This is a genomic window from Streptomyces sp. NPDC088157, assembly GCF_044741545.1.
Classification (GTDB): Bacteria; Actinomycetota; Actinomycetes; order Streptomycetales; family Streptomycetaceae; genus Streptomyces.
The window spans coordinates 1,458,559-1,480,840 of sequence record NZ_JBIUSU010000001.1 but is presented as its reverse complement, the minus strand read 5'-3'; the positions used below and the strand labels follow the sequence as shown (position 1 = coordinate 1,480,840).

Below are 22,282 nucleotides of genomic sequence, written 5' to 3'. Positions count from 1 at the left end.
GACGAATCTCCGACTCAGGTCACTGGGCTTTCCGGGCCAGTCCGGCGGCGATGAGGTGTTCCCAGACCGTGAGCTCTCGCCTCTTGCCGCTGTTCCAGGGGTTGTCGGTCTCGTCGGGACGCCACAGGGACGCAGGGACGATACCGGGGTCGAGGATCTCCAGGCCGTCCAGCAGGGAGGCGATTTCCGCGTCCGTGCGCCACCGGCCGCGGCCGAACGTCTGCTGGAGGACCTTCTCGGCCTCCGCGGTCTCCGGGTTGTTGCCAGAGCGGAAGTGGCTGATGAAGAAGTAGCTTCCGGCGGGAACGTGGTCGCGCCAGTAGCGGACGATGCCGGCCGGGTCCTCGTCATCGTTGACGTGGTGGAGGATAGCGCTGAGGATCACGGCGACAGGACGAGCGAAGTCGATCAGTTCGACGGTGTCGGGGTGAGTGCGGATGCCTTCGGGGTTGCGCACATCGACCGCGACTACGCGGGTCCGGTCGTTGTTCTCCAGCAGTGCGCGGCCATGGACCAACACTTGGAGGTCGATGTCGACGTAAACGACCCGGGACTCGGGAGCGTGCCGTTGGGCGACCTGGTGGACGTTGTCCGCAGTCGGCAGGCCACTGCCCAGGTCGATGAACTGCCGAATGCCGGTGGTCTTCGCGATCTCCCTGACCGCCCGTGTCAGGGCCGCGCGGTTGGCGAAGGCAATGGCCACCGAACCGGGCAGGTCGCGCTTGAACACGTCGCCGATCTTACGATCCACGGCGTAGTTGTCCTTGCCGCCGAGCAGGTAGTCGTAGACGCGGGCGATGCTGGGCTTGGCCGGGTCGATGGAGGAGCCTTCGTACGTCATGGCGGCCATTCTCCCCGCAACGTCGCCTGCGCACCCTCGTTTTGGGATCCTCCAGCCGGTCGGGGCGGCGCGATGGCTGCGTAGCTCTCAACGGGCTCTGGGCCACTTGCCGTGGAGGGCTCACAGACAGTGATCTCAGTGGCCCGTGGTGAGATGGCTGCGCTCCATCAGCCACCTGGTGGGAGATCGTTCCGAAGCCTGTCTACCCGTCCCTGACCCGTGGTCTGGCGGCGGCTCTGGTCGATGTCCTCTGGTTCGTTGAGGGTGCGAGGACGAGCAGAAATCCCGATGACGCGGTCAAGGTCTGGAGGATGCCGCCCATCTGGTGACTCAGCTGTCGGGTGATCAGCGAAGCGAGTTCGTCGACATACTCGGTTCGATGGCTGCAGACGAGGCCGACCCTTCGCGCCGCGAGTTCTTGGAGGGCTTCCCGAACGGCTTTGGACTCGTTGTGGACGACTCCTGACCTGGGATCTATGCATAGAGCAGGAGGCGCTTGCGGAGGAGTTGGGATCCTGCGCGACCGAACATCTGACGCTTGAGCATCTTGGTCCGGTTGACGTGACCTTCGACGACGCCGGAGTTCCAGGGCTGCGAGAGCCCAGCGATGACGGTGTCGAGGTCTCGTTCGAGGTGCTGGGCGCCAGCGGACCAGACTGTCGAGAATCCGCTTCCGACCGACCTCGCCTGCGACCGCCCAGGTGTTCTCCATGGAACGGCGCTGCTTCCGGCGGAGCCGCCGTGGCTTTGTTCGCGCCCGTGTCCCTGCGCGAGGTATGTCAGAACCCCGGCGGCCTCGTCGTCTACTGCCCTCAGGGCGCACACCTGTCCCCCTCCGTGTCCGTAGCACTGTACGGCTGACCGAAAGAGGCTGTTGAATAGCTCGATCAATGAGCTGTTTCAGCGTTGGCACCCCAGGGTGAGGACGGCCGCGCGGCGATTGGCGTCATTCGATTCGGGCTGCACCGCGATCTGCGGAAGATGCGCCAGGACTTCAGTCGTGCCACGCCGCGTTCGACTGCTGCCCGTGCCGCGGACAACGCACGGTTGACGGTTTGTTGCGTCGGTGTGAGCTCGCGGCCCGGCGGGCGTCTGAGGGGTGTCATCACCCACGAGCCGGCTCCCCTGTAGGCGCGGTCCGCGAGGATCGGGACGCCCTGGCGCTCACAGATACGGATGATCCGGTGGGCGCGGGCCCCGTCAGGTCCTGGGCGCGGCCGGGCAGCGCGGCTGAGATCCACAGCGGCCGCCCCGGCGGATCGGTCACCACCTGCACGTTCACTCCGTGCCGGCGGTGCTTGTGGGAGTAGTCGGCCCGACTGTCGCACTCCGCGAGCGTGCCGTCCAGCAGGACGTGGTCTGACTCGGTCGTTGAGACTCCGCCGACCTCTGTGCATCCCTGCTACAGGGAGGCCAACACGGCGCTTGCCTCAGCAACAAACGCGGCCATGGCCTCCTCAAGCCTCTCCGCTTCCTGCGATTGTGCCGACCAGAGGTCGTCACTTGATGACGGCCTGTTCCCGCTGAGGGTTTCCTCCTGCTTGTACCAGAGCGCTTCGAACGTATCGGACATACTGGCGGCGAGCCTCTGCAACTTCGTGTCTGCGATGAGCGCAAGATGCGTCCTGCACGTAAAGAGCGCTCTTACTGCGACCTTCAATTCGTGTTCGGCCGCAACCTTCAACTCATCCGACTGGGCCACGGCTGCCTTCCCAACTGCATCAAGCTCCAGCCGCGCCCTGCTGATCGCCTCAAGGCATTGGGCACAGACTTCGCGCAGCAGTTGTTCACGTCGAGTAGACCGCTGCTCACGTCCTTGGTGCGCCTGCTGTGCCCTCATCGCTAGCCACGTCATGCTCGCAGTGAGCATGCTTCCCGCCAGCGCGGAACCGGCGGCGATCAGCGCAACTGCCGTCTCGCCTGCCATGCTTCCCCTTCCTGCATGGTGGCCCTCCTGTGCCCGCTAGATCGGCAGATACGCGGCCCGCCGGGCCGCGTCACGGCGTCCATCCATGCGAATTGCTCCCGGCCAGCTACCCAGGTCAGGGGCCGTTCACGTGTGGGGTGGCGGGATTTGACCCCACGGTGGTTCGCGCACCACGGTTTTCAAGATCGGTCTTACCGTTACTCGTGGTACATGCCTCGCCTTCCATAACCTCCCCGTACACGCGCTCCACTCGACGCGTCCAGGCCATGCCGCGGTCTTCCGCCGGGAGCGGCTCGTCCTGTACGAAGGCCCCACGCAGTCCAAGACGTGATCACAAAGCTCGCACAGGATGGTGTGCGGCCCCTCCGCGGCACCGCGCAGAACCAGATCTGGCCGGAGATCGTCCAGCTTGCCCTGGCTCTGCTCGCCTGGATGCCGATGCTCGCCCTGACCGGCCGGGCCCGGCTCTGGGAACCCCGCCGCCTGCGGATCCGCCTGTTCTTCACCGCCGCCCAGCTCGTCACCACAGCCGCCGTCGGCACCTGACGTTCGCGACGCACTGGCCTTGGACCGACGTGATCACCGACGCGATCGAGCGACTGCAGGCTCATCCGAACCCCGGCTGACCAGGCGAACGCTGGCAGTGTTGATGTACTCAACCTCGTAGTCCCCTTCCACGATTGGGACGGGACTACGTCAATTGGCGCGGTGCGCGCAGTATTGCGGCGGTCGCCGCCGACATCCGAGTCAAGCTCTCGCTGCGCTGGCACCTTCAGGAGAAGGCAGCCGAACTGTGAGTATTCAGCAAGCCCTGTGGATCGGTCGATCTCAGTCTCGTTCGGGTGATGTGATCGCGACGAGTTCGACTTCGAAGCCGTCGTCGTTCTCCAGGTAGGCGGCGTAGTGCTGTCCGCCGCCGGCGTATGGATGCCGCTCGGGGAACATCAGGTGCCAGCCGTGATGAGCGGCGTTGGCAGTCAACTCTTCGACGGTGGCGGCATCTTCGACGTGGAACGCCAGGTGGTTCAGTCCTGGGCGGCAGCGGTCGTGCTGTTCGGCGGTGAGGGCCGGGGACTGCTCGATGACCAGGTAGGTCGGCCCGAGCCGCCAGCTGCGGCCGCCCTCCCAGCTCTGGAAGAGGGAGTAACCCAGCTTCTCCAGCAGCCAGCCGAGCGAGGCGATCGCGCGGTGGAGGTCCGGTACCCACAGCTCGACGTGATGCAGCGTGCCGTGCGTCGGTCGGCTCATGCAGCCACCGCCTCGGCACGCTCGACGAGGTGTCCGCGTTCGAAACGGGCTCCGGCGCGGACGACGGCGACGAGGTGGGGCGTGTTGACCGCCCGCCAACCGCGGCCTGGTTCGTGATGCTCGACGAACCGGTCAACGGCCTCGACCCCAAGGGCGTGGCTGCGGGTGCGCAACCAGGTCATAGAGCCGCGGCCCTCCCGGTGCGACCGTCGCCGCGGGAGGCGAAGCGGTACGAGGTGGGTGGCGAGGGGCGTGGTGACCACCTTGACCGGCTCGAGGTCCCTCCGCGTGGGGCCCCGGTCCCCGAAGAGGGGCAGTCCCGCTCCGAGGTGCGCGGGCACCACGTGCAGCTGGAGCTCGTCGATGAGGCCCTCCCCCAGGTAGTGCCGTACGGTGCTCGCCCCGCCCGCGATGTCGACGTTCCGCTCCCCCGCGGCGGCCTTCGCCCGGGCGAGGGCGCTGTGGATGCCGTCGGTGACGAAAGGTGAAGGTGGTGCCGTCCTCCTTGACCAGGGTGGGCCGTGGACGGTGCGTGAGCGGCGCCCTGACTGCCTCCTCGCTGTTCGCCAGGCCCGGAGTGGGCCCGAGGCGGAAGCACCCCGGGTGAGGCTTGCCCGAGGCCGCGTACGGCAGGAAATCCAGCGGGCCCTCGCCGATGGGCGGGAAGGATGACGACCCTGGTGGTGTTCGTCGGGCGGCTGAGGGTCAGACCTGATTCGCCAGATTTTGATCATCGTCTCCTGGAGTGCGGTGGTGTGTGCTCAGTGCCTGCTCCACGGAAGGGGACACGGCAAGGACTGTGCTGGCCTGGGTGAGGTGCAGCATGCCGCTGATGAACGGGGGTGGTGCGGCCAGGGTGAGCGCGGTGCCCGTGGCCTGGCCCCGATGCCACACTTTCAGCAGCATGGACAGCCCGGAGGAATCGAATGAGTCGACGCGGGAGAGGTCCAGCACGAGATGGCGGCAGTCGCTCTCGTCCAGCAGCGCCAGAATGCCGGCGCGCAGTGCGGTGACCGTGTCGAAGTCCACGACGTCAGGCAGCCGTGCCACGGTCACACCGTCATCGCGCAACCGAACCGTCACCACGCTCGTCTCCATATGTCGAAGTTGACCTACGTTTTCCCCACTGTCCGACCAGTACACAGACGCACCCGGGTTGCTCACCATCATGCCGCCGATGGCCTGGTCGATCACGCTGCGCCGCCCGCGCTTTGAGGTCCTCGCCGGCCTGCGAAGCGCGCCGCCGACTGGGCCGACAAGGTCCGCGCCGCCGCGCACGCCGACGCCGTCCACGTCCCGGCCGAGAAGGACCGGGCCCGCATCCCCCGCTGACCTGCACCACTGACCGCCGCCCCTGGAGGCCTGCGCCATGTACGAGTTCGAGCCCGTCCCTCCGACCTACGGCATCTCCGAAGCCGTTGTCGCACACCGGCTGCGCGGCGGCGAGCGCCTGCGCGCCGGCCTGCCCGGCGGCTACCGGCTGACCCCGCGTACCCACGAGCTGCACTGGCCGGTCCAAAGCGGGCCACCCCGGCGTGTGCCTTCGGGTGCCCCGGTCAGGGGCGCCAGCCACAGGTCGGCGTGCGACTGGAGCAGCTGCTCGGCCGACCGGTAGTCCAGAACGGATCCGCAGGACAGGCGCAACCCGTCGCTGTCGGCGGCGGTGCCCGGCCACCCCGGCCGGGCCCGGAGTGGGTGGCGCACAGGAGCGCGAGCCAGTGCGGCGACTCCCCCGGCTAGGCGTCGGGGCCCTGCCGGAGCGCGGTCACCGTGGCGGGGCTGTCCAGCACCTCGCGGAGCCCGATGAGCTGCTTGATGTTCCGCGACGGAGCATCACTCCGGTCGGGCGAGGTCCTTCCTCAGTGTTCCACTACGTGATTCCCCTGATGCCGGGGCTTCGACGGCCGTCCTACGATCTGGGGCGCCCGCCCGACGACCGCCGCGCCGCGGTCCGACGGGGAGCACCGGTACCGCACGGACGGAGCGAGCATGAGGTCCAGGTCCACGAGCCTGCTGTACGGCCTGCGCGCCAAAGGATGGGTCGAGCTGTTCGTGGCCGCGACCTCCGGGCTGGGGTGCGCCATGCTCCTGGTCGTGGGCGCCGTCGGCGCGGTCTCACCTCTGTGGTGCCTGGTCGCGGTGCCGCTGGGAACCTTCAACGCCGTCGAGGTCACCGGCTTCTTCCTCACCCGGCAGGGGCGCCTGGGAGAGGGCTCATGACGCCGTACCGCCCGTCGTCACGCCGTTGCGCGTCATGAGGACGGCCAGGGCCGAGCGGGACGGCACGGACGCCTTGCGGTAGATGGACGACAGGTGCGTCTCGACCGTACGCGGGCTGAGGTGGAGCCGGGCGGCGATGCTCTGGTTGCTGAGGCCCTCCGCCACGAGCCCGGCGATGTCGAGTTCACGTGGCGTCAGGTCGGCCAGCCTCGGCGGCAGCATGGCTGTCTCCTGGACGACCTGAGGGCGGATCGACCCGGCCAGGTCCACCAGCAGCCGGGCTCCACCGTCGGCGGCGATGCGATGGGCCCGGTGCCACATCGCGGCGGCCCGCTGCCCCTGTCCGGCGCGTTTGACGAGGGGAGCGGCGCGCAGCAGGCAGTACGCCTCCCACAGGGTCAGACCGCAGGAGGCGTACTCCTGCGTGGCAGCGTCGAGGAGGCGTACGGCCTTGTGGGTGTCGCCGTGGTGCTCCGCCAGCGTCGCTTCGGCGCGCAGCGCGGCCGCGCGCTGGCCGCCCAGGCCCAGCCGTTTCGCCTCGCGAGCCGCCTGCGCGGCCCACCGCCCGGCCTGGTCGGGATCACCGGAGGCAAGGGCGATGCCCACCAGCGTGTCCAACTGGCCGGGGCGGATCGAGGGCTGCAGCAGCGGCAGTTCGGGGCCCCCGCCGGCGGTGACGATGGCCTCCCGGGCGCGGTGCGGGTCGCCGTTGACGAAGGCCGCGTGGCCGAGCATGCACCAGGCCAGGGTGCCCCACCAGCCCTTGCTGCCGCCCGCCGCGGCGACGGCTTCCTCGCCGGCGGCCAGCGCGCTGCCGTCGCCCAGCGGGCGGCCCAGGAGGAGTGCCAGTGTCTTGATGGCGAGCGTGAACGCGAGCAGATCACTGCTGCCGGCGGCGCGGGCTATGGCCTCGGCCTCTTCGGCCGCCTTCAGCGCGGCGGGCAGCCGACAGGTGTGCAGGCACACGAACGCCCGGTTCGTCAGCAGGTGGGGCAGGACGTGGAGCTGACCGCTGCGGCGGGCGATGTCCAGACCGCGGGTGATGTGCCGTTCCGCGTCGGCATAGCGCTCCAGCAGCGCCTCCGCCCAGGCCAGCCAGACCAGTGACTCGCACAGCTCGGTGAGGTCGGGGTCGGTCAGTGCGTCGGTGAGCGCGCGGGCCTCGTCGGCGAACCCGGCGGCGGACGCCGTGTGCCCCTCGTACGCCTCGCCGAGAGCGGCGAGAGCCAGGGCGGCCGCCTCCCCTTGGGCGTTGTTGTCGGCGCGGGCGACGGTCACGGCCCGGGCGACGTCCGCGCGCGCCTCGGGGTAGGACGCGGTCAGCAGGGCGGACATGCCCAGGGCGAGCCTGAGGGAGACGTCCTGGCTCGGCGGCGGGCCCGGTGTCCGGGACAGTTCTCGGCGCAGGAGGGCCGTGGCCTCCGGTGAGTGACCGAGGTGGCGTTCCAGCACGGCACACCGCGCGATGGCCTCGGCACGCAGGTCGGGGTGGCTCCTGCCCGACATCTCTATCAGCAGGTGGAGCAAGTTGCGGCTCTCGCTGAGCGCACCGCTGACACCGAGCGCGCGGGCCCGGGCCAGGGTCAGTTCGCCGCGCCGCCGGGCGTGGTCGGGCGTCGCGGGCAGGTGCCTCAGGACGACGTCCAGCAGATGGGCGGTGGTGGCCGGCGCGGTGGACAGGAACTGCTCAGCCGCCTCGCTCAGTACGGCGGCTGCCTCGGGGTCCCAGCCGGTGAGCGAGCGTTCGACGTGATGGGCGCGATCGGCGGCGGGAGCACCTCTGCGGCCCAGTTCCCGCGCCGTGCGGCGGTGCAGGTCGGCGCGCCGCACGGGCGAGGTGTTCTCGTAGACCAGGGCCCGCACCAGCGGATGGCGCAGGGCCCAGCGATCGCCCGGCCCCGGGCGCAGGACGTCGCGTGCCGTGAGGGTGTCCGTGTGCTCCTCGAGGGCGGGTGCCGGGGCGTCGGTCACCAACGCCAGCATGCCGGTCGTCGCCTGGTCGCCGAGCACGGCCACCGCTTCGGCGAGGCGGCGCTGCGGCCCGCTCAGTCCGGTCAGCTCGTCGAGCAGCAGCGCGGCCAGACCGCTGGGGACTCCGGACGCGTCGGTGATGTCCGCGTGAACACCGGCACCGCCCGGTGCGGCCCCGCTGCGGTACGCGTCCAGCAGCGAACGCAGGTAGAGGGGGTTGCCCTCGCTGGCCGCGTACAACTGCCCTGCCCGGGCCGGCGGCAGGTCGCCGGCCAGCGCCTGGATGGATTCCCGCTCGGGCAGCGGCCCCAGGGGCAAATGGAGTACGGCGCCCGCGTCGATGCCGCGCGTGAGGGCCGCGTTGAGCGAGGTCGGCGTCTGCCTGGCCCGGCGCGCCACGACCAGCAGCACCCGGCCACGCGGAGGATGACGGACCAGGTGGTCCACCAGCTCACGGGAGGCGGGATCGGCCCAGTGCAGGTCGTCCAGCGCCAGCACCACCCCGGGATCGCCCAGCCGGGCGAGGAGCGCCGCGAGCGCGCGCCACGGACCGAACCGGGCCGCCGTACCGCCGTCGCTCCCCTCCCCGGGCCCGTACGACAGGGCGCCGGCCTCGGCGTGAAAGCCGAACAGGGCCGTCGCCGCACCGCCGTCATGCCTTCCCTGCACCCCGTACAGCGCCGCGCCGGTCTCGGTGGGAAAGGGGACGGAGCGCGCCGTCTCGAAGGCCGCGTCGGCGAGGGCGTCGGTGAACACCTGGTACGGCACGTGCTGTTCGTACTCCGTGGCCCTTCCCCGCAGCACCGTGAATCCGGCCCGCCGCGCCCGGGCGCACACTTCGATGAGCAGACGGCTCTTCCCGATGCCGGGTTCCCCGGAGATGTCGACGGCCGACACGGCCCCCGCCCGCCCCAGGTCCGCGAGGACGGCGTCGAACCGGTCGAGCTCCGCGGACCTGCCCACGAGTTGTTCCACGTCCGCGCCCCCCGATGCCCCGCCCACCCCGTTGTCCATCACAGCCCCACCGTCATCACCTTACGTTCGGGCACTGACACCCGATCGCCCGAGCGGTGCGCACCCGGTGTTCACCACCGGTGAGTACGGGGACGCGCGGGGCAGTCTCCGCGGTTCGCAGCGCCGGAAACGCGGTGCCTCCACTGACCTCGTCCCGTCGTTCGGACACAGAGCGGTTCACCTTCGTGACGAAACCGCTTCTTTCCGAACTCTTACCGGATCTCCTGCCGTTCGGCCGCGTACCGGGCGCAGTGGGCCACGAAGTCCTCGAACAGCCCACGGTGTGCCGGTGGGTTCGCCAACTCCTCCGGGCGGTACTGGACGCCGACGATCCACCGGTCGGGACCGGTTGCCTCGACGGCTTCCACGACGCCGTCCGCGGCGGTGCGTACCACTCTCAGCGTCGGGGCGGTGCGGGCGGCGGCTGATGGCACAGGCTGTTCACCCGCAGCAGCCGGGTGCCGGACGGTTCGGTGAGGCGGGATCGGCCACGTAGAGGATCTGGCACCCCCGGCAGACACCAAGTACCGACATCTGGAGGCCGTCGCGCACCTCGTCGCGGCGATCTCCAGCGCGTCGAGGTCCTCGTCGACGACCGTCTCGGGCCGCATCGCCTCACCGTAGCGGCGCGGATGCGGATCGACCGCGTCCACTGCGCCGGTCAGAAGCAGACCGTCGACGGCGGGCAGCATCTGCCGGACCACGACGGCGTTGATACCGGGCGCCGGCACGACCGGGCACCGCCCCGGAGGCCCGGGCAACGGTCGCTTCCACCGAGACGGATCCGGCGGCGCTTGCCGCCATGCGCCGCGAGGTGGACGCGGCCTGTCCCTCGATCAGCCCCGACGACCGCCTCTAGGATCCGGCTGCAACTGTGCCTTGCCGACGAATGGACCCGCGCGTTCAGCGACCTCGTGGAAACCGGCCTCGTCGGTCAGTCAACGGCGGCGGGCGGCCGCTGAGCCGGAGGGGAGGGGCCTGGGCTCCCGAACTGCGCGGATCTGGTGCTGCCGACGAGGCTTGGGCGCGTAGTACAAGCTGACGCCGTTGCAGCGCCGACGCAGGGCGAAGAACGTGGGCCCGGCCACAAACGTCCCGAAAATGGCGGCGATGCTGATCGGGAAGAGAGGGGGAAGCGACTGCCCCTCGGGCAGGGTCTGTCCGCCCACGTGAACCGCGTAGGGCAGGGCGCAGGCGAACACGACCAGACACAGCAGTGCGAGAACGCCCCAGACCGCTCGGACCCGCCGGGTCCACCCGAGGGCGTGCACCTGAGCCAGCAGGGGTGCCGAGCAGCGAGGGCAGTCGAGGTCCACCGTGTGCTTGCCCGCTGACGGGCGCGCTATCCGGAACTGGCCGGCGGACCAGGTGATCGTGCGGGTTCTCGGCCGGACCACCCCTCCCGAGAGTTCGTCGCTGAGTATGTGCCGGACTTCCACCTGCACCGTGCCAGGTGAGTTCATGGCCTCGTCCCTCTAGGTTCCCAGGTAGGCCACCGCCGTTGTCGTGGCCCCTGCGTGATGAGCCTGCCAGCGCCCGTGGCCGCCGGTCATCAGTGGAACCACGTAGATCGCCCATCAAAGCCGCACCGAGGCCGCCGCCTCCCGCGGCGACCCATTCTGATCTGATGACCCACCGGCGGCAGTCCGATCGTTGGCTGGACTCGACTCCCTTGCGTGCGATGCGGACGCCGACGTGCTTGCCCCACAACTATTTGCGCAGGTGAGGGATGTCGTAGGCCTTGTCGGCGTGGAGTCGGCGGAGTTTGGAGTATCCGCCACCCTCGACCGCGCCACCTGAATCGGAGAGCCCCATGGACCAGCAACAGCTCACGCTCGGATACGTCACCGCCCTCGCGGGAATCGACGTCCTGGAACACCTCGACCGGCAGGCCGCCATCCCGGTCTCCTCGGGTCTGCAGCGTCAGGGCGACGTCGGACTGATCCCGGTCGGCCTCATCGGGTACGAACCGCCGAAGGGCGGCCACCAGGTTCCCACTGCCGGTGTACCTCTGGTGTCATCCGGCGACGGCGCCCACACCCACCTGCTCGTGGCCGACGGCCCGGTGACCTGGGTACCGATACCCGACGGCAGCGCCGACGTCGGCTGCTTCACCGTCCACCAGAGCGCCACCGCCTATGTCCTGCATCCCGAACACGGGGCCATGGGCCACGCCCCGGGTGTCTACCTCGTGCGCCGACAGGTCGAGGACAAGGGCAGCCTCGTCGTCGATTGACCCGGCGGAAATCCTCACAAGCCATGTCAGACAGAGGCCTTGAGGTCAGTTACCGACCTGAAGGCCTTCTACGGTCAGACCAGGGCTCGGTCGTTCTCGCGGTACGCCTGTTCTGACCGCGTGATGCCGAGGGTGGTCAGTCGGCGATTGGTGTCGCGGGCATGTTTTGCGCAGGCCGGCGGCGATGTCGTCGTGGCCGGCGAGGCGAAGGGCGCCGATGGCCAAACAGTGACGACCAGTCAGGAGCAGTCGTACATGAGGTGGCTGGTGGTGGTGCGATCGACGGGAGAGAGGATGTGGAGTTCGGCCCGGGCCGCGTAGTGGCCCTTGCCCTGGAAGGTCCACAGCAGGTGCAGACGTGCCTGCCGCTGGCCCCGGACCACCACTTCCCGCAGGACGCCCGAGGCGGTGCCGTCGCTTCGGGTCCAGCGGTAGGAGAGTGTGCCCGGACGGCCGTTCGTGGTGACGAGGCCGACGATGTCCACGGTGCCGTCGCACCCCAGAACCGTCGGCCGAGCCGTGACCTCCACCGAGCGCACCGCCACGGATGGCCCGAGACGCTGCCAGGCGAGGAACGCAATGACCGAGACCAGCACCAGGGCCGGCAGGGCGTGTCTGCGCAGTCGCCGACGCGAGGGCGCGGCAGGCGTCGGCACGGCGGGCAGCGTCCTGTGGGTGCGTTGCGCGACGGCGGCGGTCACGCCCGGGCCGAAACGCAGCACGGTGCCTTCGACACGATCCGGCGTCGGCGTCGGCGTCGGCGTCGGCGTCGGCGTCGGCGTCGGCGTCGGCAGGATCTCCGTGGCGGGCGGCCCGACGAGGGTGGCTTCCGGCTCGGGCCTCTGGATCCAGTGACTGGCCAGCACGGTGGCGCTGTACTCGGCGTCGGCGGAGCCGTGTTCGTCGATCGGGGCGGGCTCGGCGGCGGGAGCCAGACTCACCGTGACGGCGGGCTCGTCGGCCGGGGCGAGTACACGGGTGGGCTCGCTGTTCTCGGCGGACGCGGGGGCGCGGTCGTTCGGAGCGGTCATCGGATCTCACACTGCCTGGTCAGAAGCTGCTGCGAGGCGCCGCCGTCGGCGGAGGCCGGAGTGGTCGTGACCCGTACCGCCCAGTAGCAGCCTTGGTTCTGGAAGGTGTGGTCGACGGTGAGCGTGTACTGGGTGGCGCCGCTGCGCTCGAAGGTCTGGGTCGCGCCGTCCGCAGTGCCGAGCCCTCTCCCGGTGCCGCTCGTGTACCACGAGACGGTGACGGAGAGCGGGCCGGTGCCGTCCGTGGTGATGCCGATGGTCGCCGTGGCGGTCGTCGAACCCGTCTGCCGAAAGCCGGTCACCACGACGTCCTTGACGGCGGGAGCAGACGGCGCGGACGCGGTGGGGGACGCCGTCGTCGGCGTCGCCCCGGTGGTCGGCTCGCCGGGCGTAGTCGTTTCCCCGGCCGGAGCCGTGGTCGCGGACGCCGAGGGTTCGCCGGTACCGGTGGTCGCCGTGCCCGAGGCCGACAGGGTGGGAGAAGGGGTGGACGTCGGGGACGGGGAGGAGGGGGCCGAGGCCGACGGGGCCGGAGCGGTGGGCTCTGGGGAGTCCACGGCGGGTTGGGCGCTGGTGGTGGCCAGGGCCTGCGCCGCCTGCTGTGCATCTGCTCCAGGGCTGTGCTGGAGGCCGTAGGTCAGGAGGACGCCCAGGACCACGGCCGCACCGGACACGAGCATCCCCGCCCGGCCGGGCAGCCACGACCGCACCCGGCCGGGGCCCGGTTGCCGGCTCAGGACCGTGCGGGCGGTGTCCGTGGTGGTTTGCCGGGCGCTGCGGGCCGAGGGCAGCAGCAGCGGCAGCAGTGCCACCACCGCGGCGAGCCGGCCTCGGCCGCGTTCTTCCCAGTCGGGCCCGTAGGCGGCGCCGGCGGCCGCCTCCAGCTCCGTGACGAACTCCTCGGCGTGTCCGGGACGTTCCACCGGGTCCTTGGCGAGGCCACGCCGCACCAGTTCCCGCACCGCCTCGGGGACCTCGTCGACGGGGATGGGCGCGTCGACATGCTGCAGGGCGAGTTCGGCGAGGTTGTCACCCGAGTAGGGCCGGTGGCTCGTCAGGCACTCGAAGAACGTGGCCGTGGCCGCGTACACGTCGGCGGCGGGAGAGGCGGGTGCGCCGGTCCACTGCTCGGGGGCCATGTAGGAGGGGGTCCCCGCCGCGCCGGCGCTGGCGCCGACGTCCACCGCGATCCCGAAGTCGACGAGCCTGGACGAACCGTCCGGCTTTACCAGGACGTTCTCCGGCTTGTAGTCGCGGTGGACGACGCCGACGCGGTGTGCGTCGGCCAGACCGAGCAGCGATCCCTTGAGGACCACGAGCGCGGCCTCGGGGTCGAGCGGGGCCGTCCTGGTCAGCAGGGTCCGCAACGAGACACCGTCCACCAGTTCCATCACGATGGCGGCGCCGTCCGGGCTCTCCACATACTCGTACAGCCCAGCGACGTACGGGCTCTCCAGTCCGCCGAGGAGCCGCGCCTCCGCCCTGAACTCGTGCACGAAACCCGGCCTGGTGCGCAGCGACTCGCTGAGGTACTTGACCGCGACCGGTACGCCGGTCTCCTCGTGCACGGCAAGCACGACGCGCCCGCTGGCCCCTGCCCCGAGCTCCAGCGACTCGGTGTATCCGGGCACTGCCCATGTGTCCATTCCAACCCCCCAAGCCGGCCGTGCAGCCGGTCTCCCGCCCCTCCGGGACATCGAGCCACGGGTTGGGAGACACATTTTCGGCCACTGCGGTTGCAGTACGACGGAGACCTTGTCCGATGAGCCGAGGCATCTCATGCGCACCACCAGGCGGTGGCCCGGCGCCGCGAAGAGATCTGGGACGCCGCCCGCATCGCCTACCGTTCGGCGGAGTGCATCTGGAACGAGCGCCAGGAACAGGAGACCTACAGCACCTTCCTGACCGAATACGGGAGCCGAGTCTCTGGGAAGGCCACCGTAAGACGATCAAGCCACCTCCGATGCCCGAGCCTCCTGACCAGAGCAGCGGCGCGGCTCTGTACACCTTGCCCCTGCGCAGCCCCACTGGCAGTCGAGCGAATCGGCAACGCGTACGCGAAGCCCCACCATCTGGGGATTCGCGTCCGGGTTCCCGTGCCGCATGACGCAGGATTCCAGGAAGCGAGGTGTGCGGCCGATGAGGGCCGCCCAAGACACCCTGCCATTCGACGACCTGGCCGAGATTTCCACGGCCTCGAAGTGGTGCCGGCGCTGGCGAGACCGGCGGCGCTCCTCGCGGCACCTCACCGAGGGCGGGTTCCATCCCCGGTGCTACGCGGCTGAGTTGCTGCCCGAAAGGGGCGCGAAGAGCTTCGTGGTGGAACACCACTACTCCAGGTCGCTCCCGTCCGCTCGGTTCCGTCTCGGTCTGTACCACGTGAGCGCCGGCGAGGGCCGGCTGTGCGGGGTAGCCGTGTTCGACATACCCGTCAGGACGCCTACCGCCTCTCGGGCCGGCCCCTCGGGAAGCCGGTGCAGAGCCTCCTGACGTCGGCACCGCGCCAGCGCCATTCGACGCAGCGTCGGCCCACACACGCAGGTCGGCTTGCACGCATACCGGCGTCACCGATTCGGATTCCATCCACTTTCTGGCGCCTGGGCGGCCCTGGCCTCGGAGCTGCGGGCCTCTTCGCAGTCCGGCTCCGGTATCGGACCCTTTTCCTTTCCGACAGCAGGCAAGGTAATCAGCAGCACAGCTGCTCCGAGGAGTGCGATGACCGCGATCCATCCCGCACCTACGTGCATAGCATGGATAAACGCATTATCAGCAGCCTGAGCAAGAGTGGGCCGGTGCACAGCGGTGGCGACGTGGCGGGCCTGTTCGGCGGAGACTCGCGCCTGATCCTGCACCGGACCGGGTGCACCCTCCAGCGAAGGTTCGATCGCACGTCGGTACGTGATCGACATGATCGTGCCGCCTACTGCGATTCCGAACACACTGCCGGTTTGTCGCACGGTGTTGGTGACGGCCGATCCTGCACCGGCCTGTTCCAACGGCAGGTTGCTGATCAACGCGGCCGTAACGGGGCCGATCACCATGCCGATCGAGAGACCCTGTATCAACAACAGGATCTCGATCCGGACGAGTGGAGTTTGGAGTCCGAGGAACCCGTACCCGCCCATGGTCAGCGCAGCCACGGTTATTGCCGGCACGGTGACAAGGCGTAGCGGCAGGCGGCGAACCAGGCGCGAGGCAAGGGGTGCCCCCGCGAGCGCGCCGAATGCGGTCGGGATATTGGCCAGACCCGCCTTCATCGGCGAAAACCCGAGCGCTCCTTGCAGGTAGAACGCGTTATAGAAGGTGATGGCGGCCACACCGAAGAGCAGCAATCCGAGTGCCACATTGCCGCCACCGAATGTGCGTTGTGCGAACAGTCGCGGATCAAAGCTGGGCACCTTGACACGCAGTTCGACGAGTACGAAAACGGCCAGCAGAACCAGACCGACAACGATCGGCGCCCAGACGTCGGTACGACTCCACACCGCCACCTGCCCCGCGCGGATCAGCCCGTAGGCCAACGCCACGAGCCCACTGATCGACAGCAACATTCCAGCGGGGTCCAGTGGTCGCAGAGTGGGGCTGCGGAAATTCGGAACCAGCACGGCGAGCCCGACCAACGCCAATGCCGTGACCGGGACATTGATCAGAAAGACCGAGCCCCACCAGAAATGATCGAGCAGGAACCCCGCCAGCACCGGGCCGGCAGCCATTCCGACACCGGCCGACGTCGAGAAAATGCCGATTGCGGCAGCCCGCGCGGGGCCAGCAAAGGTCCACATAAGGATGGCCATCATGGCGGGCGTGATCAGCGCGCTGCCCATCCCCATCGCAGCCCGAGCTGCAATCAACTGGCCCGCATCGCTCGCGTACGCCGCCCACAGCGAAGACCCGGCGAAAATGACCAACCCACTGGAAAACACAGTCCGGTGACCGAACCGATCGCCCAATGCGCCTGCAGTGAACATCAATGTGGCGAAGGCCAGAGTGTACGAACCGGTCGCCCATTGCAGCTGACCGGGATTGGCCCCCAGTCCACGAACGGGGTCTGCAAGGGTCGCCAGCGTAGTACTCAGGACGGTATTGTCCAGCCAAATCAGCAGCGAACACAAAATAAGAACGGCAAGAATCAACTGCTGCCTGAACTTCGGCAACGTCGGAGGCGTGGTCATGAACACCTTCGGATATCGATCGGCGAGGACCTGAACGACTGGACCATAAGCAAACTCCACGGCGCCGTCAAGCTTAGAGTTTCTTGTCAGGACTGTTGCGGCCGCACGGAATATATGCCCTCTGCCGGATTTGCGGACTGAACAATTTTGTGCCCTCTGGCGGATTTGCGAGTCGACGGATTTCGTGACTTCCGAGGGTTGCGACCGAACGGATTTCATGCCCTCCGGTGAGCTGTCGCACCGCGTCCTGCGACCCCAGCTCGATGCCCACGCAAACCGCAGCTCATGCCCGCCCAAGACTGCCGGAACACTCGCACTTACCTGACGCTTTACCGAGCACCATTTCTGCGTCAGTCACCATGGTCTTCAGGCAACCTCAGCCGAGCCCCATGGACCACGACACTGAGGCATACGACTCCCGGGCCGTGCGCTGCGACCTGAGGCGGCGCCGGATCCTGCCGGTGATCTCCCGCAAGGGCTCCCCCGAACATCAAGACCCTGGGCAGGCTCCGTTACGTCGTCGAGCAGACCTTCGCCCTCCTCCACCAGCTCAAGCGCCTCGCTGTCCGGTGGGAGCGACGCGTCGAACTCCACGACGCCTTCCTCTCGTTGGCCTGCAGCCTCATCTGCTGGCGCCGCCTGAAGAAGGCCCGCTCATGACCCTGCTACGAGCTCGAAGCCCCGGCCGCACAGTCCTAGGCCAGCTGACCAGGCGCCACACAGGAGGGACCACTGGGTGGCCGATCGGTAAATGAGTAGCGTGTTGTTACGGCTGTCGGAACACTGCCTCGGTGACCAACACTGCGTCGTCTCAACTGCTGCGCCCTCGCGCCCTCGTGCCCGGAGATCTTGTGTCGTCGCGGCGTTGTCCGGGCCGCTCCATGCCCCATACGCACCCGATCTCGAACGGGCGGTGGCCGAGATCGAACGGATGGGATTCCGGGTGCGCCTCGCGCCGCTCCTCGAAGCCGGACGACACCGCTGGTGGAGCGCGGCGCGGCCGGACGAGATCGCCGAGGAGTTCAACGGTCTGCTGCGTGATCCCGAGGTGCGCGCGATCGTCGCGCACGATGGTGGCCATACGGTGTTCGGGTACCTCGACCTGATCGACTTCGACGCGGTCAGGGCCGACCCCAAGCCGATCCTCGGCTACAGCGACATCTCACTGCTGCATCTGGTGCTCTACGCGCGCACGGGTCTGGTCGGATTCCATACCGACCTGGCCACGCCCGGTCTCGGCGGGCACTGGCAGAGAGCCTCGGCGGCTCGCCGGGAGGAGCTGGGGAAGCTCTACTCGACGCTGTTGACCGATACGGAGCCGATCGGTGCGCTGCCCGTCGGCCCGTCGACGTCCTCGGCGACCGTGACATCCCGGTGCTGGGCAACGCCGAGATCGGACACGCCGCCCCGAATCTGCCGATGCCGGTCGGCATCCGCGCCGCCCTCGATACAGAGGAACGGACGTTGTCGCTGCTCGAACCGGCAGTACGGCCGCACGAGATGACGGGACCGGTCGGCTGAGCAGCGCGCATGAGTCAGCCGACGGCCTCGGCAGCGAGCTGTCGTCAAGACGTGTGGATCAGTGATCAGAACCAGTTGATCGTGTCCTTCAGGAGACGGGCGACCTTCGCCCGCTTTGTCGCGTTCGCTCGCCAGGCTTCCTCGGCTTGAACGCTGGCGGTTGTGACTCCAGCCTGGCCGACCGGGTTCTCTGCCGGTGTCAGACGGCGGTTGGCGATGAGCATCCCGACACGGATGAGCGTGACGCCCAGGCGGCGGGCGGCCTCTGGCTGGGACAACCAGGCGTCGACCTCGACGGTGTCCACCTTGAGCAGAACGTAGCCGCGGTTGCTTCGCGGCCACGACCGCCCCGGTCGGCGTCGCTCGTGCATCACGCCGCCTTCGGACGCTCGACCAGGAGGCCGCGTTCGAAGCGGGCTCCGGCGCGGACCAGGGCGACGAAGTGGGGTGCGTTCACGGCTCGCCACCGCTGCTGTGCGGACTCGACGATCTGGAAGACCATGGCGCCAGGGCGGCGGCCGGGCTTCCGGCACTCCGGGTGACCTTGGTCCGCAGGCGGACAGTGGCGAAGGTCGACTCGATCGGGTTGGTTGTCCGGCGGCAGCACCCGCGGCCCGGAGGAGGCAGGCTTCCCTCCTGTGCCTCTGGACGAACCACGACCCGGTCTCCGTCCGAACCCACGAAGCGAACCACCCGCATGCCGAGCACAAGTGCGAGGATATCCACACCTGCGACAAGCACAACCTGTCCTCCGCCCGGGTGTCGTGCGGTATGCGGATGGTGGGGGCCTGACTGCTGAGCGGCGGGCTGCGCGTGAGGTTGGTCCGGCTGGCGGCCTGGCGGAGGTTTGCACGAGGTGACAGGACCTCGGACATCGCCACTGGTCTGTCCCTTGCCTCAGACGCCCCGAAACCAATGCGACAGGCCGGTAGCGTGTCGCCTTCCTGGGCTGCTTGAGCAGTGGTCAGTTGCCCGCCGCCAAAGCCACGGTTCTGCCGGCTATTGGACGCATTTCTCCTCACCGGACATCTGCCGGTCGCACAGTCTCCAGGGGTCGACGACGAAAACCCAACTCTGCGTGGTGCCCAAAGGAGGGGACTCGGTGCGGATCCGCAGGGCCTTGCCCTTGCTGTCCTTCAGCTGGACCCACCTCGTGGTCTGGTAGGAGTCGGTATAGCGGACCTTGATGCCCCACTCGCACGACTGCCCCGATGGCCCGATCGCCTGCACCCTGAAACCGCCCGAGGACTGGCCGCCTCCCACCTCGACGTAACGGGTGCTGAAGTAGGGCTCGCCCTGCCCCTCGGTGTCATCGGCCAGCACCGGTTCGCCGGCGAGGGGCGGAATGTGGAGCTGAAGACCCTCGTAGACGGCTCCGCCCTGCGGCGGAATCTCGACGATGGTCTGCGCGATGCTCTTCCGGCATGTTATGTCGGTGACCTTCCAGCCGTTGATGACCACCGCGGAGGACCGGGTGCTCATGATGTTCATCTGGAACACGTCGGCGAATCCCCCGCTGTTGCTCGACGCCACCTGCTGCCTGTATCGCTCGGGGGCGTACTCCATTGTGGCCGTGTACACGAGCGGGCGGGCGCCCAGTTCCTTCAGGTAGGAAAAGGCGGCCGAGCGGTCGTTGCCGGCCACCAGTTTCCGCGTCTCGTCGGGGGTCAGTTTCCGGTCGAGAACCATCGCCCATTCGAGGGGCTCGTCTTCTTCGGGCAGCACGGACACCGTAAACGGCACCTTGTTGGCGTCGTACTCCGTGTTGGATTCGTTCTCCCTGGCCACGCTGGTTTTGATCATGACGTAATCGATCAGTGTGTCCCGGAAGACGGCCACGAAAGCGATCGCCATCATCACCAGCAAGGTCACCACTCTTCTGCGCCGGGAGGAGTCGGGCGCCAGGCCGAGCGTCTCGGCGACGATCGATCCGAAGCTCTCACGAGGTTCGTCGCCCTCGTCGGCGGCACTCTGCCCCGAGGGCGGCGCGGGCACGGCCGGCGGGCTGCCGCCGGAGTCCCCGCTCTGCCCAGTCCGCGCGACCGGATCCCCGGGGGAGCCGTCGGTACCGCCCGGCTGCGGCTCTGGTTCCCCGCCCGATGACCCGGTCGTCGTCATGCCCGTCCCCCCACCACGTGAATGCGTCCAGTCCCCGCCTGGTGCTCGGCAATTCGTCATGGCTACGCCATGTGAAGAAACAGGCCGCGCCAGCGCGGGCCCGCCCCACTCGGTCCCACGATGGGGACAACGTCGTACAGGACCCCACCACTTGAGGCCCGGCTCCGAAACGCTGCCGTGTACGGGCGTCACCCATGACGTACAGCAGCCCGCCGCACAGAGGCGTGGCCTCTGGTGACACGCCATGCACCCCTCGTCATCCCCTCATTACCCATCCTCCCCGTCATCGACAACACCGGATTTCGCCATGGTGTTCGCCTCCACCCACGCGGTGCCGCCTGGCCCGGCCTTTGTCCCGCCCGCGGCGATCGGCGGGCTGGGAGTCGTGGCCGGTCTGGTTCGCGCGATTCTGTCGCCGTCGGCGCGGATGGCGGTGGCGCCGTTCGCGGCGTCGCCGACCAGGCCGACCACCCGGCCGGCGTCCCGGAGGGCCTCGACGACCTGGAGTTTCTGCTCGGGCGCGACCCGGGCCACGACGTCCGCGTCCCGCAGCATCCGGGCGCGTCTCCAACGGTCCGCGGCGGCCAGTTCGTCACCGGTGACCACGCTCGCGTCGTAGCGCGAAGTCCGCGCTGCGCAGGCCGGCCCGTGCCGCCTCAGGGCTGTGGTGTGCGCGGTTCTCGGCGGCGGCCGCCGCTGTGCCGACGGAGCAGGTGGGTGTGGCGGGCGACGTCGTCGACCCGTGCCGCGAGGTCGGGGTGTCCGGGCGCCAGATGGGCGTGGGTGCCCGTCAGAGGGCCGACGAGGGCGGCGGCGTCGTTGTCGGCGAGGGCGGCGGTGAGTTCTGCCAGCGGGGTGCGGGCGGCCGGGGGGAGGTCGGTGAGCGCGGTGATCTGGCCGGCCAGCCGACGCAGGTCCGCGGCGTTGTCGCGGGCCCAGGCGGTGACGGTGCGGTCGCCGGCGCGGCGGTCGCGGGTGGCCTGTACCCGCTGTTCGCCGGTGGATCCGGGGTTGCCGGGGCGTACGCGCAGGTAACGGCGTTCGGCGGCCTGCCGGCTGGAGACGCCGAGGGGGTGGGCCAGGTCGGCCCAGCTGGTGCCCGCTTCCCGGGCTTCCTCGATCAGGCCCGGTTCCCACTCGGCGAGTTGGTCGCGCACTTCGCGAAGCAGCAGCAGAGCGGCGAGTGCCTGCTCGGAGCTGCTCTGGAGGGGTTGGGGCGGCTGCCCTTCGCCCGAGGTCCGGGCGGTGTGCAGGGCGTCGCGGATCGTGTACAGCGCTGCGGCGGCGAGGAAGGCCGTGGGCGTGGGGGTGAGACCGCGGGCATGGGGCGTCGGCTGGTCGTCTTCTGTCACGGAACCTCCAGCTGCTGTCATCACTTCGATGACGTTCTGCTTGTCATCGTTTCGATGACATGTTACAACGGATGGCAGGTGAACCGCATTGGCAGCAAGCGCTGACCCGAACCCTGGAGGTGTTTCCCGATGTTGATGCGCACCGACCCCTTCCGCGAGCTCGACCGGCTCACCCAGCAGCTCCTGAACACGACCGGCACCTGGTCGCGGCCGTCGGCGGTACCGATGGACGCCTACCGCGAGGGCGAGGAGTACGTGATCGCGCTCGACCTGCCCGGCGTCTCCCCGGACGCGATCGACATCGACGTCGAACGCAACATGCTGACCGTCAAGGCCGAGCGGCGGCCCGCCGCCAAGGCGGACGATGTACAGATGGAGCTCTCCGAGCGGCCCCTGGGTGTCTTCTCCCGCCAGCTCGTCCTGGCCGACACCTTGGACACAGAGCGCATCAGGGCCGACTACGACGCCGGTGTGCTGACCCTGCGCATCCCGATCGCCGAGCGCGCCAAGCCACGCAAGATCGCCATCGGCGGCGGCTCCGCGCACAAGGAGATCAGCGGCTGACTTCCGGCCGCACCCGAGGCGGGCAGGCGGCCTCCCCCGCCACGGCCGCCCCCGCCCCTCCCCCATT

General features: G+C 69.1%; 19 protein-coding genes and 7 pseudogenes. 8 read left to right on the top strand and 18 right to left on the bottom strand.

Annotation, left to right across the window (positions count from 1 at the left end):
• Positions 1 to 19: 19 nt before the first annotated feature.
• From ACIPFH_RS06225 to ACIPFH_RS06215, 3 genes and pseudogenes are all read right to left on the bottom strand, one after another.
• Positions 20 to 850 carry an SAM-dependent methyltransferase gene (locus tag ACIPFH_RS06225; RefSeq protein WP_401823574.1) on the bottom strand — a complete coding sequence of 277 codons (831 nt, stop codon included), beginning with the start codon at positions 848 to 850 and terminating at the stop codon, positions 20 to 22.
• An 891-nt stretch (positions 851 to 1,741) separates the two neighbouring features.
• Positions 1,742 to 2,207, bottom strand: a pseudogene (locus tag ACIPFH_RS06220) (transposase family protein); the annotation flags it as partial.
• A gap of 36 nt (positions 2,208 to 2,243) precedes the next feature.
• Entirely contained in the window at positions 2,244 to 2,768 is a 525-nt protein-coding gene (locus ACIPFH_RS06215) for a hypothetical protein (protein WP_401823571.1), read from the bottom strand.
• A gap of 357 nt (positions 2,769 to 3,125) precedes the next feature.
• On the opposite strand from ACIPFH_RS06215, the pseudogene ACIPFH_RS06210 reads away from it, so the two are divergent.
• Positions 3,126 to 3,394: pseudogene (locus tag ACIPFH_RS06210) on the top strand (transposase); the annotation flags it as partial.
• Between the two features lie 202 nt (positions 3,395 to 3,596).
• On the opposite strand, the gene ACIPFH_RS06205 reads toward ACIPFH_RS06210, so the two are convergent.
• The 3 genes and pseudogenes from ACIPFH_RS06205 to ACIPFH_RS06195 form a co-directional block, all read right to left on the bottom strand.
• Complete coding sequence (locus tag ACIPFH_RS06205) at positions 3,597 to 4,016, bottom strand: VOC family protein (RefSeq protein WP_401823568.1); 420 nt, start codon at positions 4,014 to 4,016, stop codon at positions 3,597 to 3,599.
• Positions 4,017 to 4,327: 311 nt separating this feature from the next.
• A pseudogene (locus ACIPFH_RS06200) lies at positions 4,328 to 4,429 on the bottom strand (dihydrofolate reductase family protein); the annotation flags it as partial.
• Positions 4,430 to 4,721: 292 nt separating this feature from the next.
• The gene (locus tag ACIPFH_RS06195; RefSeq protein ID WP_401823565.1) at positions 4,722 to 5,309 is read right to left on the bottom strand and encodes an STAS domain-containing protein; all 588 of its coding nucleotides are present in this window, start codon (positions 5,307 to 5,309) and stop codon (positions 4,722 to 4,724) included.
• 76 nt (positions 5,310 to 5,385) lie between these two features.
• Here ACIPFH_RS06195 and ACIPFH_RS06190 point away from each other — a divergent pair, with 76 nt between their 5' ends.
• Together ACIPFH_RS06190 and ACIPFH_RS06185 are read left to right on the top strand one after the other, a co-directional pair.
• Positions 5,386 to 5,631, top strand: coding sequence for a hypothetical protein (locus tag ACIPFH_RS06190; RefSeq protein ID WP_401823562.1), 246 nt, complete (start codon positions 5,386 to 5,388; stop codon positions 5,629 to 5,631).
• A gap of 374 nt (positions 5,632 to 6,005) precedes the next feature.
• Positions 6,006 to 6,236 (top strand): hypothetical protein, encoded by a 231-nt coding sequence (locus ACIPFH_RS06185; RefSeq protein WP_401823559.1) that lies wholly within the window; start codon positions 6,006 to 6,008, stop codon positions 6,234 to 6,236.
• Here ACIPFH_RS06185 and ACIPFH_RS06180 read toward each other — a convergent pair.
• The 4 genes and pseudogenes from ACIPFH_RS06180 to ACIPFH_RS06165 all read right to left on the bottom strand — a co-directional run.
• Positions 6,231 to 9,221: an ATP-binding protein gene (locus ACIPFH_RS06180; protein ID WP_401823782.1), complete on the bottom strand. Its 2,991-nt coding sequence runs from the start codon at positions 9,219 to 9,221 to the stop codon at positions 6,231 to 6,233. The two genes, ACIPFH_RS06185 and ACIPFH_RS06180, sit on opposite strands and share 6 nt — an antisense overlap.
• A gap of 212 nt (positions 9,222 to 9,433) precedes the next feature.
• Positions 9,434 to 9,925 carry a gamma-glutamyl-gamma-aminobutyrate hydrolase family protein gene (locus ACIPFH_RS06175; protein WP_401823556.1) on the bottom strand — a complete coding sequence of 164 codons (492 nt, stop codon included), beginning with the start codon at positions 9,923 to 9,925 and terminating at the stop codon, positions 9,434 to 9,436.
• A gap of 234 nt (positions 9,926 to 10,159) precedes the next feature.
• Positions 10,160 to 10,684 carry a hypothetical protein gene (locus ACIPFH_RS06170; RefSeq protein ID WP_401823553.1) on the bottom strand — a complete coding sequence of 175 codons (525 nt, stop codon included), beginning with the start codon at positions 10,682 to 10,684 and terminating at the stop codon, positions 10,160 to 10,162.
• Between the two features lie 163 nt (positions 10,685 to 10,847).
• Positions 10,848 to 11,000 (bottom strand): annotated as a pseudogene (locus ACIPFH_RS06165) (IS5/IS1182 family transposase); the annotation flags it as partial.
• A 34-nt stretch (positions 11,001 to 11,034) separates the two neighbouring features.
• Between ACIPFH_RS06165 and ACIPFH_RS06160 the strand changes: the two are divergent.
• Positions 11,035 to 11,457, top strand: coding sequence for a hypothetical protein (locus ACIPFH_RS06160; protein WP_401823551.1), 423 nt, complete (start codon positions 11,035 to 11,037; stop codon positions 11,455 to 11,457).
• A gap of 239 nt (positions 11,458 to 11,696) precedes the next feature.
• Here ACIPFH_RS06160 and ACIPFH_RS06155 read toward each other — a convergent pair whose 3' ends face one another.
• The 3 genes from ACIPFH_RS06155 to ACIPFH_RS06145 form a co-directional block, all read right to left on the bottom strand.
• Entirely contained in the window at positions 11,697 to 12,488 is a 792-nt protein-coding gene (locus ACIPFH_RS06155; protein WP_401823548.1) for a hypothetical protein, read from the bottom strand.
• A complete protein-coding gene (locus ACIPFH_RS06150; RefSeq protein WP_401823545.1) occupies positions 12,485 to 14,134 on the bottom strand; it encodes a serine/threonine-protein kinase in 1,650 nt (549 codons plus the stop codon). The genes ACIPFH_RS06155 and ACIPFH_RS06150 overlap by 4 nt, the downstream gene beginning before the upstream one ends.
• 918 nt (positions 14,135 to 15,052) lie before the next feature.
• Positions 15,053 to 16,720, bottom strand: a complete 1,668-nt coding sequence (locus ACIPFH_RS06145) for an MFS transporter (RefSeq protein WP_401823542.1) — start codon at positions 16,718 to 16,720, stop codon at positions 15,053 to 15,055.
• A gap of 429 nt (positions 16,721 to 17,149) precedes the next feature.
• On the opposite strand from ACIPFH_RS06145, the gene ACIPFH_RS06140 reads away from it, so the two are divergent.
• The 3 genes and pseudogenes from ACIPFH_RS06140 to ACIPFH_RS06130 all read left to right on the top strand — a co-directional run bounded on the left by ACIPFH_RS06140 (position 17,150) and on the right by ACIPFH_RS06130 (position 18,181).
• Positions 17,150 to 17,320, top strand: coding sequence for a hypothetical protein (locus ACIPFH_RS06140; RefSeq protein ID WP_401823779.1), 171 nt, complete (start codon positions 17,150 to 17,152; stop codon positions 17,318 to 17,320).
• A gap of 91 nt (positions 17,321 to 17,411) precedes the next feature.
• Positions 17,412 to 17,813, top strand: a pseudogene (locus ACIPFH_RS06135) (LD-carboxypeptidase); the annotation flags it as partial.
• A gap of 221 nt (positions 17,814 to 18,034) precedes the next feature.
• Positions 18,035 to 18,181, top strand: coding sequence for a hypothetical protein (locus ACIPFH_RS06130; RefSeq protein WP_401823539.1), 147 nt, complete (start codon positions 18,035 to 18,037; stop codon positions 18,179 to 18,181).
• A 65-nt stretch (positions 18,182 to 18,246) separates the two neighbouring features.
• Here ACIPFH_RS06130 and ACIPFH_RS06125 read toward each other — a convergent pair whose 3' ends face one another.
• From ACIPFH_RS06125 to ACIPFH_RS06105, 5 genes and pseudogenes are all read right to left on the bottom strand, one after another.
• On the bottom strand, positions 18,247 to 18,486 hold the full coding sequence (locus tag ACIPFH_RS06125) for a DNA-binding protein (RefSeq protein WP_401823537.1): 240 nt from the start codon (positions 18,484 to 18,486) through the stop codon (positions 18,247 to 18,249).
• 65 nt (positions 18,487 to 18,551) lie between these two features.
• Positions 18,552 to 18,778 (bottom strand): annotated as a pseudogene (locus ACIPFH_RS06120) (IS256 family transposase); the annotation flags it as partial.
• A 402-nt stretch (positions 18,779 to 19,180) separates the two neighbouring features.
• Positions 19,181 to 20,299 (bottom strand): hypothetical protein, encoded by a 1,119-nt coding sequence (locus tag ACIPFH_RS06115; protein ID WP_401823535.1) that lies wholly within the window; start codon positions 20,297 to 20,299, stop codon positions 19,181 to 19,183.
• A gap of 420 nt (positions 20,300 to 20,719) precedes the next feature.
• A pseudogene (locus ACIPFH_RS06110) lies at positions 20,720 to 20,914 on the bottom strand (hypothetical protein); the annotation flags it as partial.
• Between the two features lie 41 nt (positions 20,915 to 20,955).
• Entirely contained in the window at positions 20,956 to 21,651 is a 696-nt protein-coding gene (locus tag ACIPFH_RS06105) for a type III effector protein (protein WP_401823533.1), read from the bottom strand.
• 129 nt (positions 21,652 to 21,780) lie between these two features.
• On the opposite strand from ACIPFH_RS06105, the gene ACIPFH_RS06100 reads away from it, so the two are divergent.
• Positions 21,781 to 22,215 (top strand): Hsp20/alpha crystallin family protein, encoded by a 435-nt coding sequence (locus tag ACIPFH_RS06100; protein ID WP_359128163.1) that lies wholly within the window; start codon positions 21,781 to 21,783, stop codon positions 22,213 to 22,215.
• The last annotated feature ends 67 nt before the right edge of the window (positions 22,216 to 22,282 follow it).